This is a genomic window from Bacillus nakamurai (genome assembly GCF_001584325.1).
Lineage (GTDB): Bacteria > Bacillota > Bacilli > Bacillales > Bacillaceae > Bacillus > Bacillus nakamurai.
This window is the reverse complement of sequence record NZ_LSAZ01000022.1, coordinates 51,893-67,238: the sequence shown is the minus strand read 5'-3', so window position 1 is coordinate 67,238 and position 15,346 is coordinate 51,893. Positions and strand designations below refer to the sequence as shown.

Here is a 15,346-nt window from a genome sequence, read left to right as displayed (position 1 = left end):
CAAATGTTCAATCCGCCGATTTAAATTTTCATGATACCGCCTGTGTTGGCGCTTGTTACGAGTTTTGAATACCGGGCTAGGTAGCCTGTTTTCACTTTCGGCTCAAAACCCTTCCAGTTCTCTTTGCGTCTTTCCCATTCATCTTGCGGTACTTGTACGTCCAGTGTCCGCTTTTCAATGTCAACGATGACATGGTCGCCATTTTCAACGAAAGCAAGCGGTCCGCCTTCAGCGGCTTCTGGTGATACGTGGCCGATCGAAAGGCCTCGGGAAGCTCCTGAAAAACGCCCGTCTGTAATCAGCGCCACCTTCGGCCCTAGTCCCATGCCGACAATCTGGGAAGTAGGAGCGAGCATTTCCGGCATGCCCGGCCCTCCCTTTGGCCCTTCATAACGGATAATGACAACGTCGCCTTCTTTCACTTTGCGGTTAATAATGCCTTCAAGGGCAGCGTCCTGCGAATCAAAGACAACAGCAGGCCCTTCGTGTCTTGTAATGCCGTCCTGAACACCGCCTGTTTTAATAATGGCGCCATCCGGAGCTAAGTTTCCAAACAGCACGGCCAGCCCGCCTTTTTCAGTAAACGGTTTTTCGAGCGGATGGATGACATCGTAATCTTTCACCTCGTGCCCGGCAATCGTTTCTCCGAGTGTCTGTCCTGTTACAGTCAGCGCGTCAAGATGAAGCGCACCTTCTTTTTTCGCCAGTTCATTCAGCGCCGCCGATACGCCGCCTGCTTCATGCAGGTCTTCAATAAATACGTCAGAAGCCGGTGCGAGTTTTGCAAGATGCGGTACACGCTCCGCCACTTCATTGATGCGCTCTAAAGAGTAGTCAACACCCGCTTCATTAGCGAGGGCAAGTGTATGAAGCACGGTATTGGTGGACCCGCCAAGCGCCATGTCTAACGCAAACGCGTTGTCGATCGCTTTTTCAGTTACGATGTCACGCGGCTTAATGTCCTTTTTAATGGTATCCATCAATTGGGCTGCTGATTTTCTCACAAATTCTCTTCTTTCCGAGGACGCCGCAAGAATCGTTCCGTTGCCCGGAAGCGCCAGTCCGAGTGCCTCAGACAGACAGTTCATAGAGTTTGCGGTAAACATGCCTGAACAAGATCCGCACGTCGGACAGCCGAACTGTTCCAGCTCCTGGAGATCGCTTTCGCCGATTTTTCCCGCTTGGTATGCTCCTACGCCTTCAAATACTGAAGAAAGCGAAATTTTACGGCCGTCACTTGTTCGGCCCGCAGCCATAGGCCCGCCGCTGACAAAAATCGTCGGAATGTTGATCCGCATAGCCGCCATCAGCATTCCCGGCGTGATTTTATCACAGTTCGGAATACAAACCATTCCGTCAAACCAGTGGGCTGAGACAACCGTTTCCACAGAATCTGCAATGATTTCACGGCTTGGCAGCGAATATCTCATTCCGATATGCCCCATGGCGATTCCGTCATCTACGCCGATTGTATTAAATTCGAAAGGCACTCCGCCTGCTTCTCTGATTGCTTCTTTTACGATTTTTCCAAATTCCTGCAAGTGAACATGCCCGGGAACGATATCGATGTATGAATTGCAGACTGCGATAAACGGTTTGCCGAAATCCTCTTCTTTAACGCCCGCGGCGCGAAGAAGGCTGCGGTGAGGCGCTCTGTCTATTCCCTGTGTGATCATGTTACTGCGTAATTCTGCCATGGTGATCCCCCTACATTCTTTCAATTGTTGGATTGTATTTTATTTTACAAATTTTCAGTTTATTCAGGACTGATGATGTCATATCGACAGATGAGGCCGTCCCTGCCCTGTATCTGCACCGGTGCATTTTTCTCTTTTTATATCGATATAAACCCTCCAACAATTAATATTGTTACTTACTATATATAGTTTTGAATCATTTTTCAACAATATTCACAATATTTTTTATAAAAAGTGAATTCAAATAAAAAAGGCGCATTTACGCCTTTTTGTTATGATTGTTCTTTTTTTCTGCTTTCTGTCATTTGCTTCCAGACAGATCCCTTCGCCTCTTCTCCATGCTCAATCCGCTCGACGGCCATTTTGATCTGCAGGCTGACTTCGAATTCAGGATCATCTTCAGCAGCTTTTAACGCTTCAAGCGCGCTTTCATCACCGACTTCATACAGGAACATCGCCGCGCGCCAGCGTACGAGCTTGCTTGAATCGCCGAGTGATTTGATCATTGCCGGAATGGCCCGGGCATCGCCGATATCTGAAAGACAGTCGCCCGCCGTTCTTCTGACCGTCACCGTTTTATCTTCAAGCGCTTTGTATAAAAGCGGCAGCACAGCCGGTGTCTCGATCATTCCTAAATAGACTGCGGCTTGTCTTCTGATTGATGTTTTCGGATCATGAAGCGCCTTTTCTAAAACAGGGATATCGTCTTCCTCAGGATCCATTTGCTCAAGATGTGCATAGCGCTGTTTCCAATCCTCGTCATCCAGCATGTCAAGCGTTACTTTATAAGCTTTGCGCTGGACAGCCGGTTTGGCCTCGCCTTTTTGTTGGACGGCTGCCTCTGTCAGGCGCTGAAGCCGGTCGTCACTGTAAGCTGCTTGAAGCTCTTCTGTTACATCATGACCGATTTCCTTAAAATCTCCGAAGCGGACGCCCTGTTCTTTCCAAGAGCGCTCAAAAACAACGTTTGAGGCTTCAGAACGAAGCTTTAATATAGCTTCTTGAAAACGTTCCGGAAGGCCGAAGCGTTCTTCCCGTTCTCCGTCCGTCAGTTTCACCTGCATGGGAATGCCGCTGAACATTTGCACGAACACCTTGACTTCACCGAATGATTCCTGTTCGGAACGGCTCTCTGTCTGCTCCGTGCTCTCCATCCCGAAGGCGGATCGAACTTGCGGCAAAATGTCCTTCCAGTCAAATCGGGCGTTTCGTTCCACCGCCAGAAAGTCAGCAACGTGATAAACGCCTTTAACACCCTCAATGTTTAAAATGTCACGAACGACGGCCGGAGCATCTTCTGCCTGATCCGGCTTGTAATTGTTGCTTTTTCCCGCCGGAAGTTCTTCAGTCAAAATCACTTTCATCGTATTCGGACTTGGCGTCGGTTCTATTGATTTAATCTTCATCATGGTCCTCCTATACACACAATCTAAAGACTTATTCTAACATAGTCAGCACAAGCGTTCTATTGCGCCGCCTTACCTTTCCTGCACCTCGATCTCTTTTTGAAACTGTGCGGCAAAACGCAAAAGAAATTCATGCCTCTCCTCCGCCAAACGGATCCCCGTTTTTGTATTCATCAAGTCTTTAAGAAGGAACAATTTTTCCTCAAAATGAACCAAAACGCTTGCTTGTGAGCCGTACATCGGATGGCCCTTCGCACCGGCAAACGTAAAAGCTCTGGCGATCCCGACGGCGCCGATTGCATCCAGCATGTCTGCGTCCTGAACGGTTTTTCCTTCCAATGAAAGCGGCCTTTCCCGAAGCATTCCGCGATGTCTGAAGGACATTCGCGTTATGATATCCGCGATCTCCTTAACGGTGCCATCAGCGATTCCGAAAGCGGCCAATTGTTCTGTCACTTCACAAATGGTCAGCCTTTCGCTCTCAGACAGCTTGGCGTCAATGACGTCATGAACCAATGCTGCCGCCTCAGTTACAAATAGATTTGCGTGTTCTTCTCTTCCGATATACAAAGCAAGCGCTGCAACCCGCGACGTGTGAAGCCAGTCATGTCCGGTTCGTTCATTGATAAGTTTTTCTTTAACCCAATGCCTGATGTTCTCCAGCTGACCCTTTTCGTGCACGTCTCATTCACCTCTTATTCGACCAAAAGCCTTTGCACCGTATCCTCAAGCTCCTTCGGATTGACATTGGGCGAAAAACGGCCGACAACTTTCCCGTTCCGATCCACTATGAATTTAGTGAAATTCCATTTAATCGCCTTAGTGCCGAGCATCCCCTTCGCTTCTTCAGTAAGAAATGTAAAAAGAGGATGAGCGTTTGCCCCATTGACGTCAATTTTTGCAAACATCGGGAAGGTGACTCCGTAATTTTTTGCGCAGAATTCCTGAATTTCCGCCTCATTTCCGGGCTCCTGGTTCATGAATTGATTGCAGGGAAAACCTAAAATCTCAAGCCCTTCTTGCTGATATGTATCATAAAGCTCCTGAAGCTGTTTCAGCTGCGGCGTAAAGCCGCATTTGCTCGCTGTATTAACAATGATCATCACCTTGCCCTGAAAAGGCGAAAGGGCCATGTCTTTGCCCGTTATGGTCCGTACATTTATGTCGTAGATTGTCATCTTCAGCCTCCTCGTACCATTCTTCATCTATTTTACCTGTTTCACACTGGAAAACAAACGGAAACTGTCTCTTACAGCTTCCCTATTTTTATCACATACTGGAAAACGCTTTTTCAGAGGAACCAAACCGCTCTTCATTCGTCATAATAAAGAATCATCCCGATTTTTTTAAGCCTTCCGCCCATGATTCTTCTTCATTTGCGGTTTATTACGCCGCGATGGATTGAAAAATGACTTAAAAATTTCTATAATGAAGAAAATTAACGGGGAATAACGGAGGTGGCATGTTGCCTATTAATATACCAAATCACCTGCCCGCTAAGCAGGTGCTTGAAAGTGAACACATATTTGTAATGGATGAAAACAGAGCGTTTCATCAGGATATTCGGCCGCAGAAGATCGTGATTTTAAATCTGATGCCGAAAAAAATCCAAACGGAAACCCAGCTCCTCAGGCTGCTTGGGAATTCGCCCTTACAAGTTCACTTTACGTTCTTGATTCCGAGCACACATACTCCAAAAAATACAGCAAGGCAGCATTTGGATGAATTTTACACCACATTTTCCAGCATCCGTCACAAACGGTTTGACGGAATGATTATTACCGGAGCGCCGATTGAGCATCTGCCGTTTGAAGATGTTTCTTACTGGGATGAATTGAAAGAAATCATGGAATGGAGCAAAACAAACGTAACTTCGACGCTTCATATTTGCTGGGGCGCGCAAGCCGGTCTGTATTACCATTACGGCATCGAGAAAGTCGAAATGCAAAAAAAAATCTTCGGAGTATTTGAGCATACCGTTCTCAAAAAACATGAGAGATTGGTAAGAGGATTTGACGAGCTATACTATGTGCCCCATTCACGGCATACAGATATTAATACGGAGCAATTGCATTCGGCTCAGGAACTGAATGTGCTGACCGCATCAGAGGAAGCGGGCGTCTGTTTAATCGTCTCCAAAGACGAGAAACAAATTTTCTTAACAGGTCATCCGGAATATGATACCGATACGCTTCTTCATGAGTATGAAAGAGATATGGACAGGAATCTTCCGTCCGTTGAGGCTCCTAAGCACTATTTCGCACCCGGCGGAAAAGAACCGGTAAACCGCTGGAAGGCTCATGCGACGTTATTGTTTATGAATTGGCTGAATTACTATGTTTATCAAGAAACCCCTTATGAGTGGGATTAATTTTTGTTTTAAGTGATACGGTGACAAAAATATGATAAAATACTCTTGATTCAGTATGTGCATAACAAAACTTTAAAATACTGGAACATATCAATTAAATTTAGTTTAAATATGTTGCCATGCTTATTATAAAATGATGTACTTGTGTTATGTTTATCTATAGACAATAACTCCTTACGATGCATGAAGCTTGCTTGTTGTTGATTACATTGAGGTGAATTTACTTGAATACCAATAAAAAAGTATTAATTTTGACTGCAAATTACGGAAACGGACATGTTCAAGTGGCCAAAACGCTCTATGAGCAATGTCTCCGTCTCGGCTTTCAGCATGTGACGGTTTCTAATTTGTATCAAGAGTCAAATCCGATTGTTTCTGAGGTTACTCAATACCTTTATTTAAAAAGCTTCTCAATCGGGAAACAGTTTTATCGTTTGTTTTATTACGGAGTTGACAAAATCTATAATAAACGCAAATTCAACATTTATTTTAAAATGGGAAATAAACGTTTAGGCCAGCTTGTCGAAGAGCATAAGCCGGACATTATTATTAATACATTTCCGATGATTGTCGTGCCGGAATACAGACGGAGAACCGGAAAAGTCATTCCGACGTTTAACGTTATGACCGATTTTTGCCTGCACAAAATCTGGGTTCATGAAAATGTAGATAAATATTATGTCGCCACAGATTATGTGAAGGAAAAACTGATTGAAATCGGCACCCATCCGAACAACGTAAAAATCACAGGCATTCCGATCAGGCCTCAATTTGAGGAAACGATGCCGACCAAACCCATTTATAAGAAATACAGCATCTCGCCTGACAAAAAAGTCCTTCTTATCATGGCGGGAGCGCACGGCGTTTTAAAAAATGTGAAAGAGCTGTGTGAAAATCTCGTAAAAGACGATCAGGTGCAGGTTGTGGTGGTATGCGGAAAAAACGGCTCGCTGAAAGAATCACTCAGCAGCTTAGAGGCCGCCAACACGGACCGGCTGAAGGTTCTCGGCTATGTGGAAAGAATTGATGAGCTGTTTCGGATTACGGACTGCATGATTACAAAACCAGGCGGCATCACGCTGACAGAAGCAACAGCCATCGGCGTACCGGTGATTTTGTACAAACCCGTGCCGGGACAGGAAAAGGAAAATGCCATTTTCTTCGAAGAACGCGGTGCGGCCATTGTGGTTAACCGCCATGAAGAAATTTTAGAGTCTGTCACCTCCCTTCTTGCAGATGAGGAGAAGCTAAACCGAATGAAGGAAAATATTAAAAGCCTTCATCTCCCGCACTCTTCCGAAGTCATTTTGCAGGACATCATAAAAGAATCAGAAATAATGACTGGGAAGGTAAACATGGCGCTTTCATAAAATTGAGCACACGGACGTTTTCGTGTGCCTTTTTTTATGCCCGGAGCGCAGCGATCTCATTTCTGGAAAAATAAAGATAAAAAATAGACGTCGGCTGCTTGACGGCCGCTCCCATATGGTGTATAGTTGAACCATCATTTAACAACGTTTACATACGTACGGTTGGATGATGACAAAATTTTTTTTAGCACGAAGGTGCTACAGTACTAGGAGGAATTAAGCAATATGCAAAACGGTAAAGTAAAATGGTTCAATAATGAAAAAGGATTCGGCTTCATCGAAGTTGAAGGCGGAGACGACGTATTTGTTCACTTCACTGCTATCGAAGGAGAAGGATACAAATCATTAGAAGAAGGACAAGAAGTTTCTTTTGAAATTGTCGAAGGTAATCGTGGACCTCAAGCTTCTAATGTTGTAAAACTCTAAACTCAATACATGTTGATTAGATGACAAATAGAGGAGAGGCGTATGCCTCTCCTATTTGATTGCTGTCTGAATCTCGATGGCTACAAGATTCTGCTTGCACCGCTGTTCGATCTCTTCGATCTGTTTCTCCATTGACGGCATTCCTTTTTTCGCCATTGTCGCTAAGCTTCCCAAATCACCGTATATTTCTTTAAACGTCTGCTGAAGGATGGTTTTTAAGTCTTTATCATTCACGGCTGTATTTCCCTTCTATACCAAGATAGCCCGAATAGTAAATAGGACCTAATTATTCAGGTTCAATAGTTATATCGGCTTATTTTAGCATTGTTTTCTATTTTCCGTACATATTTCTAAAAAAAATCTCCAAACTATTCACGGAGGTGTTTTTTTATGGATTCTGAATTTTTTCCAAACGGACTTACTGATAAACGCCAGCTTGAATTAGCGGTGGAAACCGCACAGAAAACAACGGGCGCGGCTACACGGGGCCAAAATTCGACCTTGGTTGATTCTGCTTACCAAGCGATTCAGGATGCAAGAACGATGTCACAATCGAGTGAATTGGAAGCTCTTGACCAAGATTTTTTACAGCAGCAGCGCATGCTTCTGGACGATTGCCAGCATCAGCTTGATGAATTCAAAAAATAAAACCGCAGAAAGCTGCGGTTTTATTTTTATTGATTTGTCAGCACTTTCCCGTAGGCTTTCAGCTTCTCCCCTACTGTACATTGATTAATACAAAAGGAATGGGCGTGCGTTTTTCCGAATTCCTTGCGAAAATGCTGTTTAATAAAGCAATCCTTGCAATATTCATCCTGCAGCTCGGTCAATTCTTTAAAAATGGTTTTTTTATCCAATATCAGTCATCTCCGTTACCTTCTAATGTCATGCGGCTTTCAATCCGTTGATCCAAAAGAATTTTTTTAGCCAGGTCATCCGCTTCTTGATTTTCTTTTCGATTGATGGCTTCATATGTCGGGGTCAGCTTAAGGGAATCAAGCAGCGCTTCAATCTTATCCAGCCATTCGTTTTGGCTTTCGTCATAGCACGGCCAACTGCCGTCAAGCTGATGCAAAACGACGAGCGAGTCTCCCCTTATGGTAATTGAGTTCCTGCTTGCGCCAAGTTCCTTCACTTCCCTCAGCGCCTCGTAAAGAGCCGCATACTCAGCTTCATTGTTCGTATTGAGCAATAGGCTTTTGTTTTTCCTTAACCGGTACCGTATGGCGCCGAGAGAATAATACACGACGAGGCCCAGGCCGGCCTGACGGCTCTGTTTATCATAACTGCCGTCAAAGTACACCGTGATATCATCTGGTTCATGAGAAAGCTCTTCAGTGAGCTTTTCGAGTTCCTTAAGTGTCCAGCTCGCACCTTTTTCATCTTCAAAATGTATGTCTTTTATATATGGAAAGCGGCCGATTTCTCTTGCGAGTATACGCGCTTTTGGAACAGTCAGCCAATCCTCTGATAAAAATGAGACGGGTCCCGTTCCTTTTGCTTCCATTGTGATATACGGCTTAAGATTCATTCAAATCACCTTACCATTCATTAGTTGACGGGCGTGTGCTATAATCAAACCATTCTATTTTTGAAAGGAAGTCAGCGGGTTTTGTTTAATGACGTATTATGGATCTTATTTGCGATCATTCATTTTATCATTGTTCTTTTGTTTTATAAAGGATTTGGCAAAACGGGCCTATTTGTATGGATCGGTTTCGCCACGGTGTGCGCCAACTTACAGGTTGTCAAAACAGTGGAGCTGTTCGGGCTGACGGCCACACTCGGAAATATCATGTACGGCACCGTTTTCTTCGCCACCGATGTGCTGAATGAAAAATATGGCCCTGCTGAAGCCCGAAAAGCCGTTTGGCTCGGTTTCTCCACCCTTCTGGCTTTGACATTCGCCATGCAGGGAGCTCTCTTGTATAAGCCAGCGCCGTCTGATATGGCGCAGCCGGCGCTTGAGACCATTTTCGGTTTTCTGCCGCGGATCGCGCTTGGAAGCCTCTTGGCCTTTATTTTCAGCCAAACGATAGATGTTTATGTATATTCGGCCATCAGGCGAATCTTTCCTTCTGACAGGCTCCTGTGGCTGCGAAACAGCGGAAGCACGGCGCTCAGCCAGCTTCTGGATACGTTGATTTTTACCGGAGTGGCCTTTATTGGTGTTTATTCCGCGGGCGTCTGGTTCAGCATTTTTATTTCAACTTACCTTATTAAATTTGCGGTATCATTGATTTCTGTCCCTTATGCATATGCGGCAAAACGAATGATACCGCGCGGAGAGTGATGTTTTATGCCGGCTGAAATTTATGTAGACGGTGCAAGCGCCGGAAATCCCGGACCGTCCGGCATCGGCATCTTCATTAAATATGAAGGAAAAACAGAATCCTTTTCGATACCGATCGGACACCATTCAAATCAGGAAGCTGAGTTTCTTGCTTTAATTGAAGGAATGAAGCTGTGCGCCGCACGCGGATATGAATCCGTCTCTTTCCGGACGGATTCCGATATCGTGGAGCGGGCCGCTGATCTTGAGGCAGTAAAAAACAAAGCATTCCAGCCGTTTGTTGATGAAATCATCCGGTTAAAGGCTGTATTCTCATTGTTTTTTATTAAATGGATTCCCGGCAAACAAAACCAAACAGCCGATCAGCTGGCAAAAAAAGCGATCCGGCTGAATGAATGACAGGAATGAAATCGTGTCTGGCTGTTCATCCTAAATACGAGGTGAACAGCATATGAAAAAGGAAAATAAAGGCCGGCTTACTGGCGGCGTAAGTCCTCAAGGAGACATGGAAGGAAACGCGCATAAGGACCCAAAGTCAGCCCTTGAAAACAAGGCAAAAAAAAGCAATACAAAACGCTAGAGGATCATCAGCTGATCTCTCTGGCGTTCAGCTTTTCGAGCATTCTTTCAATTCCTTTAATCTGATGGCGCCGGAGCATCAATGATGCCTCGTCCATTTTCAGCGTAAAAAACGCTTCTTCAAGCGTACAGGCCAACGGCACTTCGCAATGTATTTCAGCAAGCTGCCTGGACAGCTCCAACTCTTTTAAGCTTTGCTGAATTTTACTTTGCTGGCCCTTCGGCAGTAAAGAAAGACTTTCCAATAAACGGTCAATGTTTTCATACTCACGGATAAGCTTATACGCCGTTTTTTCTCCGATTCCCTTAACGCCCGGATAGTTGTCGCTTGTATCTCCCATCAGCGCCTTAATGTCAATCAGCGCTTGAGGCGGGACTCCCGTTTCTTCCATGAATACATCCTTCGTATACACTTTATAATTACCGATGCCCTTTTGAAGCAGCGCCACTTTAACTTCGTCATTTAACAGCTGAAGCAGATCTTTGTCACCCGTTACTATCGTAATGTCGGCTTCACCCGAAAATAAGGCAGAAAGCGTGCCGATACAGTCATCTGCTTCATAGCCTTTTATGCCGATATTTAAAATACCAAGTTCAGCTGCCGCTTCCTTCGCTAAATCAAATTGCGGAAGCAGCTCAGCCGGCGGCTCGCTTCGATTGGCTTTGTAATCCTGAAACAGGTCATTGCGGTATGTTTTGCTTCCCATATCCCAGCAGCAGACGACATGTGTCGGCTGAAAGGTGTCGACCGCCGTAATGAGGTGTTTTAAAAAGCCGTTGACGCCGTTTGTCGGAATTCCGCTGTCATTTATCATAAAATTGCGATGGACGGCAGTCGCGAAAAATGAGCGGAATAAAAGCGCCATGCCGTCGACGAGAAGTAATTTATTGTTGTTCATATTGAAACTCCCTTTTTATTCAATGTTCCTATTTTACCATAGACGGGCCATAAAAAAACAGCATCCTCTCTTATAGAAGATGCTGCCATCACTGGCTACTGCCCGTGTCTTTTATTGCTTGCCATCAGCTTTTCAGCTTCACGGCCGGCATAGGAATCAAATCCCTGCCCAAAGCCGTTTTTCTTTTTGGCATTATTATTTTGCTGAGCGTTTCTGTTTCCAAGTTTCGTCCTGCCCATTTAGAATCCCCCCTTACAGCGGATACTGATAGTATGCGCCGCAAGTGCCGCAGCGACACGCGACAGGTTCATCCATTACTGTTTGCTGACGAATTCTTTTACCATATCTTCAGTCACAAAACGTCTTGCCGGCACAATGCCTTTTTTGGCCAGCTGGTTCATTTTTGCGGTAATTTCATTAATGGCATCCGTCGTGAACGGTTCATTTTGTCTGCATTTGAGAACGGCTTCATCAATGGCCTGTTCACGCTGATATTCAAGCTCTACAAATGACTTGACGTGATGATGCTGTTTTGCGGAGTGTGCTGAAATTGCTTTATGGACTTCTGACATGGATCGTTCATCTCGCTTTTTTCATTTAGTCTACCATGACTTGACATGCTAGCCAACCGGATTTTTATATTTTCATCATTTCATCTTGGTTTTTCCATGCCTTGCTGGCTTGGAAAAGGCGTTCGATTTCGCCGTCGCTGCCGCTTTCAGTAAGCCCCTGTAAGTAAGTGTCCTGCTGTTCTTTGATTTGAGACAGGCTCTTGTCCGCGATGTCTTTTTGCAATTGCTTCACATGTTCTGTATAACGTGCGACAAGGCTTTCCCTTTCCTTCTTCAGCCAATTTTCTGTAACTTTTTGCAGGTGCAGACGCAGCCCTTCTGTAAATGCCGCTTTTCCGTTCTGTTCAAAAAATTGCTTAGGCGATTTCACTTCTTTCAAATGCCGCGTAAACTCTGAAGGTTCGATATAAGGGGCTATCTCTTTCAGCTGTATGGCAAACTCATTTTCTCCGCTGACATAAATGGAGAAGAAGCCGTCTTCCAAAAGCTTCTTGCGGCAGTCTTCCATCCATTCCTCAGTGACGTGGCTTTCAATAAAACCGGTCATGCGGATGTCGAGTGTTTTCATTTCTTGAATATATTCGAACTGAAATTCATTTAACGCTTCTTTTAGCGCCCCCGCTATGTTTTCTTTCCACTCCCCGTTTTGAAGGCCCGGATGAAAGGCTGTTTTCAGCATATCATTCGCATATAATGACAGGCGCTGTTTAATATGATAGAGCTGTTCTTCCGTATCTTTTATTACCTTACGGATGATCACCTCAGACGTACGGCGCTTTGAGATATCAGCGAGAGCTTTTTCAAAAGAAGCTTGCAGGCGCTGTTTTTTCTTTTCTTTTTCTTCTGCTGATTGGTAAAGCGATTCATGAAGCTGTTCAACCGTTTCGCACAATTTATTTGCCTCTGTTTTCAGCTGAGCGGCAGAAGCTCTCATTAAATCTTCTTCTATAAAACGGGCCAGTCCCGCCTTTACATCAGAAAAGCGGTTATAATATGCCTCCTTTTTACCGGCAAGCTCTTCTTTGCTTGATACATGGTAAAGCTTAGGGCGATGAATGCCTTCTTTGAGAAGCTCGGAGCGGACATAGTCTTTTACCGTCTCAAGCTCGCTTTCAGTTTTGGCAAGGTCGGACGCATTAATGACAAAAAACATCTTGTCCATGCCGAATGATTCTTTTACGAGCCCCAGTTTTCTTAAAAAAGACCTGTCTCCCTTTGAAAAGGAATGCTGATAGTACGTCATATAAAAGAAGGCATCAGCATCTTTTATATATTGAAAAGCAAGCTCTGTATGCCGTTTGTTCATACTGCTCGCTCCTGGTGTATCAACGATGGTAATTCCTTTATCTGTAAGGGGTGAATCATAATACACCGTTACTTCTTTCACGGCGCAGGCACTTGATTCTTCCGCTACGTAAGGCTTCAATTCTTCAACCGGAACGGTCAGTGTCAATTGCTTTCTGATCGGGTCTTCATACGTATCATACGCCTTTATAATCGTACGAACCGTTTGCACGAGGTCATGAGGGACTTTTCCCTTTTTAACGGCATTTTGCCATTTTTCCTTGAGTGACAGGCCCTTTACATCAGCTTCCTTTAACTCCGTAAGCTGAAGCATCTCAGCGTGTAACTCTTCTTCCGTTTTAAAGATGATATCCGCTATTTTATGTTTTTTTCCGTTTTGCGGCTTTGTGATTTTATTAATGGTGGCCGTCGTCGGCGTCGGTGAAGACGGGAGCACATGTTCACCGATCAGCGCATTGGCAAACGATGATTTTCCTGAGCTGAACCCGCCGAATAACGCCAATGTGAACTGGCGGTTTTCAAGCCGTTTAATTCTGCTTTGAAATGCTGCTGCCTGTTTTGCCAGCATGCTTGACGATTCAAGAATGCCTGTGAGCTGATAAAACCGTTGCACTTGCTCTTTTAGAGGCAATTCTTTCAGCTCACTTTTTTCAGGATTGATGTCTTCAAGCGGCACCGGCTGCTCAGGTTCTTGCTTTTGAACCGGGGCCGACACAGCGCGTTTTTTCTGTGTAAACCAATCCCGGCTTCCTTTATAGCCGGCCGGCCCCTTCTGTTCCCACAGGGCGCGGACGCGGGCTGCTTTTTCCTCGGCATGTCTTTCTTCTTCCGCAGCTTGAGCGAGCTCCTCCCGGGTTTTCCATTCTTCTGTTATTTGCTTTTGCAGATCTTCTGCACGCGGGTTGTTTTTTGCCCGGATGTAAGCAGTCAGCTCCTCAGCGAGCTCTGCTGTCCGTCTTTTAGCTTCTCTTCGGATCATGTCTGCAAGATCTTTCGTATAAGTCAATACATATTCGGCTGAAAACGCAGCCCCCTGCTTGACCGCACGCTTCATGATGTCTTCAGAAAGCGGTGTGCGGTAGGCCTGGATTTTCATGATCAGGTCGTCAGAATCCGCTTCATATCGTTTGGCCACTTTGCTGAATGTATCAATGATATGCCAATCGGCTTCTCCTTCCGTTCTTTTTCGGATGGCTGCAAAAAATTCCGTCTGTCTCTTTTCTTTTTCCGCCGCCGTTTTTGCCTTCGAAAAGAAAAAACCGGTTTTAAAGGATGGCTGCTGCGATTCTAAATACGCTGATGCCAGCTCACGCATCTCAAACGGTGTCAGATTTGCATTTTGTAATATGTTCTGCACCTCTGTTTTGATGTCACGTTCCGCTTCTTCGGCCTGCCGGGATGTTTTCTCAAGCTTCTGTTGTAATGAACGGACGAGCTCGTCTTGTTTGTCAAAATGCTCTGAGACAGCGCCGCTCTTTGCATCTTTTTCAAGCATGTCTGTATGCTCTTTAACTAAGTGAGCAATTTTTTGTTCGGTTAAGGGCCGAAGATTTGCTTTTGCCTCCCGATTCAGCTGCTTTAAGTGTGTTTTCAGATTTTCGAGCCCGTTTAAAGGATGATCAGGCTCCGTTACCGACGTAAAGAAAAGCGACTCCTTCGGTATCCCTTCCCCTTCAAGCATATTTTCAACCTGCTCCCGGTAATCTTCAAACCTTGTTTCCGTTTCATCATGGCGATCAATTTGATTGACGATCAGGAACAGATTCGGAATCCGGTCTTTGATTGATCTGAGAAACATAACATTTTCTTCTGAATGGACGTGGTTATAATGGACGACATAAAATAAAGCGTCGGCCTGATGAAGAATGGACGCCGCGGATAAGAAATGCGCTTCATCCGTCGAATCAATTCCCGGTGTATCAATATAAGCGACATAAGGCTCCGCTTCTTTATACGGAGCAAACACTTCAACCGTCTCAATTTGATCGCCGTCTTTGCAGAACCGCTGCACTTCTTCTTTATCATAACTGCCTTTTATTTCAGCATAAGCCCCGTCGGTCGTATGAAGGACGACTCTGTTTTCCCCGTTTCTGATGACAACCAGGTTGGCGCTAGTCGGAATCGGGCTTGTCGGCAAAATGTCTTCACCCAGCAATGTGTTTAATAAGGAGGATTTCCCGGCAGAATAGTGCCCCGTAAATGCGATGTAGACCTCTTCATCAGCCGCTTTTTTCATGATTGCCGCTAGCTGATTGGCTCTTTTTTCATCGTGATTGTCCAGTAATTGTTCATATAAGGCTCCCGTTCTGCTGAAAATCTCCTCGTTATGGCGTTCTTCTGTCATGTGTCTTTACCCCTTTGTGTCGCATCAAATGACGTTATCGTTTTTAGAAAGCTCTGAAAAAAACCTCTCTCCCATTTTACACAA

At 45.0% G+C, this 15,346-nt stretch carries 18 protein-coding genes and 1 pseudogene; 8 read left to right on the top strand and 11 right to left on the bottom strand.

The window, feature by feature from the left end; genetic code table 11:
* Positions 1-20 precede the first annotated feature (20 nt).
* From ilvD to AXI59_RS11435, 4 genes are all read right to left on the bottom strand, one after another.
* Positions 21-1,697: a dihydroxy-acid dehydratase gene (gene ilvD, locus AXI59_RS11450; protein ID WP_061528259.1), complete on the bottom strand. Its 1,677-nt coding sequence runs from the start codon at positions 1,695-1,697 to the stop codon at positions 21-23.
* A gap of 272 nt (positions 1,698-1,969) precedes the next feature.
* Positions 1,970-3,103 (bottom strand): conserved virulence factor C family protein, encoded by a 1,134-nt coding sequence (locus AXI59_RS11445; RefSeq protein ID WP_061521026.1) that lies wholly within the window; start codon positions 3,101-3,103, stop codon positions 1,970-1,972.
* Positions 3,104-3,175: 72 nt separating this feature from the next.
* On the bottom strand, positions 3,176-3,784 hold the full coding sequence (locus AXI59_RS11440) for an HD domain-containing protein (RefSeq protein ID WP_061528258.1): 609 nt from the start codon (positions 3,782-3,784) through the stop codon (positions 3,176-3,178).
* Positions 3,785-3,798: 14 nt separating this feature from the next.
* Complete coding sequence (locus tag AXI59_RS11435; RefSeq protein ID WP_061528257.1) at positions 3,799-4,281, bottom strand: glutathione peroxidase; 483 nt, start codon at positions 4,279-4,281, stop codon at positions 3,799-3,801.
* A gap of 287 nt (positions 4,282-4,568) precedes the next feature.
* Here AXI59_RS11435 and metA point away from each other — a divergent pair, with 287 nt between their 5' ends.
* The 4 genes and pseudogenes from metA to cspD all read left to right on the top strand — a co-directional run bounded on the left by metA (position 4,569) and on the right by cspD (position 7,270).
* On the top strand, positions 4,569-5,474 hold the full coding sequence (gene metA / locus AXI59_RS11430) for a homoserine O-acetyltransferase MetA (protein WP_061528256.1): 906 nt from the start codon (positions 4,569-4,571) through the stop codon (positions 5,472-5,474).
* 224 nt (positions 5,475-5,698) lie between these two features.
* Complete coding sequence (locus tag AXI59_RS11425) at positions 5,699-6,844, top strand: diglucosyl diacylglycerol synthase (RefSeq protein ID WP_061528255.1); 1,146 nt, start codon at positions 5,699-5,701, stop codon at positions 6,842-6,844.
* A 98-nt stretch (positions 6,845-6,942) separates the two neighbouring features.
* Positions 6,943-7,054, top strand: a pseudogene (locus AXI59_RS19790) (hypothetical protein); the annotation flags it as partial.
* Between the two features lie 15 nt (positions 7,055-7,069).
* Positions 7,070-7,270, top strand: a complete 201-nt coding sequence (gene cspD, locus AXI59_RS11420; RefSeq protein ID WP_003153604.1) for a cold-shock protein CspD — start codon at positions 7,070-7,072, stop codon at positions 7,268-7,270.
* A 51-nt stretch (positions 7,271-7,321) separates the two neighbouring features.
* Here the strand turns inward: cspD and AXI59_RS11415 are convergent, their stop codons facing one another.
* Positions 7,322-7,504 carry a hypothetical protein gene (locus AXI59_RS11415; protein ID WP_061521022.1) on the bottom strand — a complete coding sequence of 61 codons (183 nt, stop codon included), beginning with the start codon at positions 7,502-7,504 and terminating at the stop codon, positions 7,322-7,324.
* A gap of 156 nt (positions 7,505-7,660) precedes the next feature.
* Between AXI59_RS11415 and AXI59_RS11410 the strand changes: the two genes are divergently transcribed.
* Positions 7,661-7,918 carry a DUF2564 family protein gene (locus AXI59_RS11410; protein WP_061521021.1) on the top strand — a complete coding sequence of 86 codons (258 nt, stop codon included), beginning with the start codon at positions 7,661-7,663 and terminating at the stop codon, positions 7,916-7,918.
* A 26-nt stretch (positions 7,919-7,944) separates the two neighbouring features.
* On the opposite strand, the gene AXI59_RS11405 is transcribed toward AXI59_RS11410, so the two are convergent.
* Complete coding sequence (locus AXI59_RS11405; RefSeq protein WP_061521020.1) at positions 7,945-8,127, bottom strand: zinc-finger domain-containing protein; 183 nt, start codon at positions 8,125-8,127, stop codon at positions 7,945-7,947.
* Between the two features lie 2 nt (positions 8,128-8,129).
* On the bottom strand, positions 8,130-8,801 hold the full coding sequence (locus AXI59_RS11400) for a ribonuclease H family protein (protein WP_061528254.1): 672 nt from the start codon (positions 8,799-8,801) through the stop codon (positions 8,130-8,132).
* Between the two features lie 81 nt (positions 8,802-8,882).
* On the opposite strand from AXI59_RS11400, the gene AXI59_RS11395 reads away from it, so the two are divergent.
* The 3 genes from AXI59_RS11395 to sspL are packed head-to-tail and all read left to right on the top strand — an operon-like array spanning position 8,883 to position 10,143.
* Positions 8,883-9,563, top strand: coding sequence for a queuosine precursor transporter (locus AXI59_RS11395; protein ID WP_061528253.1), 681 nt, complete (start codon positions 8,883-8,885; stop codon positions 9,561-9,563).
* 6 nt (positions 9,564-9,569) lie between these two features.
* Positions 9,570-9,962: a reverse transcriptase-like protein gene (locus AXI59_RS11390; protein WP_061528252.1), complete on the top strand. Its 393-nt coding sequence runs from the start codon at positions 9,570-9,572 to the stop codon at positions 9,960-9,962.
* Between the two features lie 52 nt (positions 9,963-10,014).
* Positions 10,015-10,143 carry a small, acid-soluble spore protein L gene (gene sspL / locus AXI59_RS11385; protein WP_061521016.1) on the top strand — a complete coding sequence of 43 codons (129 nt, stop codon included), beginning with the start codon at positions 10,015-10,017 and terminating at the stop codon, positions 10,141-10,143.
* Between the two features lie 7 nt (positions 10,144-10,150).
* Here the strand turns inward: sspL and AXI59_RS11380 are convergent, their stop codons facing one another.
* From AXI59_RS11380 to dynA, 4 genes are all read right to left on the bottom strand, one after another.
* Positions 10,151-11,041 (bottom strand): 5'-3' exonuclease, encoded by an 891-nt coding sequence (locus AXI59_RS11380; protein ID WP_061521015.1) that lies wholly within the window; start codon positions 11,039-11,041, stop codon positions 10,151-10,153.
* Between the two features lie 95 nt (positions 11,042-11,136).
* On the bottom strand, positions 11,137-11,280 hold the full coding sequence (locus tag AXI59_RS19785) for a hypothetical protein (RefSeq protein WP_156476271.1): 144 nt from the start codon (positions 11,278-11,280) through the stop codon (positions 11,137-11,139).
* 75 nt (positions 11,281-11,355) lie between these two features.
* Positions 11,356-11,613 carry a YpbS family protein gene (locus AXI59_RS11375; protein ID WP_061521014.1) on the bottom strand — a complete coding sequence of 86 codons (258 nt, stop codon included), beginning with the start codon at positions 11,611-11,613 and terminating at the stop codon, positions 11,356-11,358.
* Between the two features lie 64 nt (positions 11,614-11,677).
* Positions 11,678-15,262, bottom strand: coding sequence for a dynamin GTPase (gene dynA, locus AXI59_RS11370; protein WP_061528251.1), 3,585 nt, complete (start codon positions 15,260-15,262; stop codon positions 11,678-11,680).
* Between the last annotated feature and the right edge of the window lie 84 nt (positions 15,263-15,346).

Coding starts and splice junctions, on each gene's coding strand:
- AXI59_RS11380 (WP_061521015.1), bottom strand. CDS start 11,041: ATGAACAACAATAAATTACTTCTCGTCGACGGCATGGCGCTTTTATTC.
- sspL (WP_061521016.1), top strand. CDS start 10,015: ATGAAAAAGGAAAATAAAGGCCGGCTTACTGGCGGCGTAAGTCCTCAA.
- cspD (WP_003153604.1), top strand. CDS start 7,070: ATGCAAAACGGTAAAGTAAAATGGTTCAATAATGAAAAAGGATTCGGC.
- AXI59_RS11435 (WP_061528257.1), bottom strand. CDS start 4,281: ATGACAATCTACGACATAAATGTACGGACCATAACGGGCAAAGACATG.
- ilvD (WP_061528259.1), bottom strand. CDS start 1,697: ATGGCAGAATTACGCAGTAACATGATCACACAGGGAATAGACAGAGCG.
- dynA (WP_061528251.1), bottom strand. CDS start 15,262: ATGACAGAAGAACGCCATAACGAGGAGATTTTCAGCAGAACGGGAGCC.
- AXI59_RS11410 (WP_061521021.1), top strand. CDS start 7,661: ATGGATTCTGAATTTTTTCCAAACGGACTTACTGATAAACGCCAGCTT.
- AXI59_RS11390 (WP_061528252.1), top strand. CDS start 9,570: ATGCCGGCTGAAATTTATGTAGACGGTGCAAGCGCCGGAAATCCCGGA.
- AXI59_RS11445 (WP_061521026.1), bottom strand. CDS start 3,103: ATGAAGATTAAATCAATAGAACCGACGCCAAGTCCGAATACGATGAAA.
- AXI59_RS11400 (WP_061528254.1), bottom strand. CDS start 8,801: ATGAATCTTAAGCCGTATATCACAATGGAAGCAAAAGGAACGGGACCC.
- AXI59_RS11375 (WP_061521014.1), bottom strand. CDS start 11,613: ATGTCAGAAGTCCATAAAGCAATTTCAGCACACTCCGCAAAACAGCAT.
- AXI59_RS19785 (WP_156476271.1), bottom strand. CDS start 11,280: ATGGGCAGGACGAAACTTGGAAACAGAAACGCTCAGCAAAATAATAAT.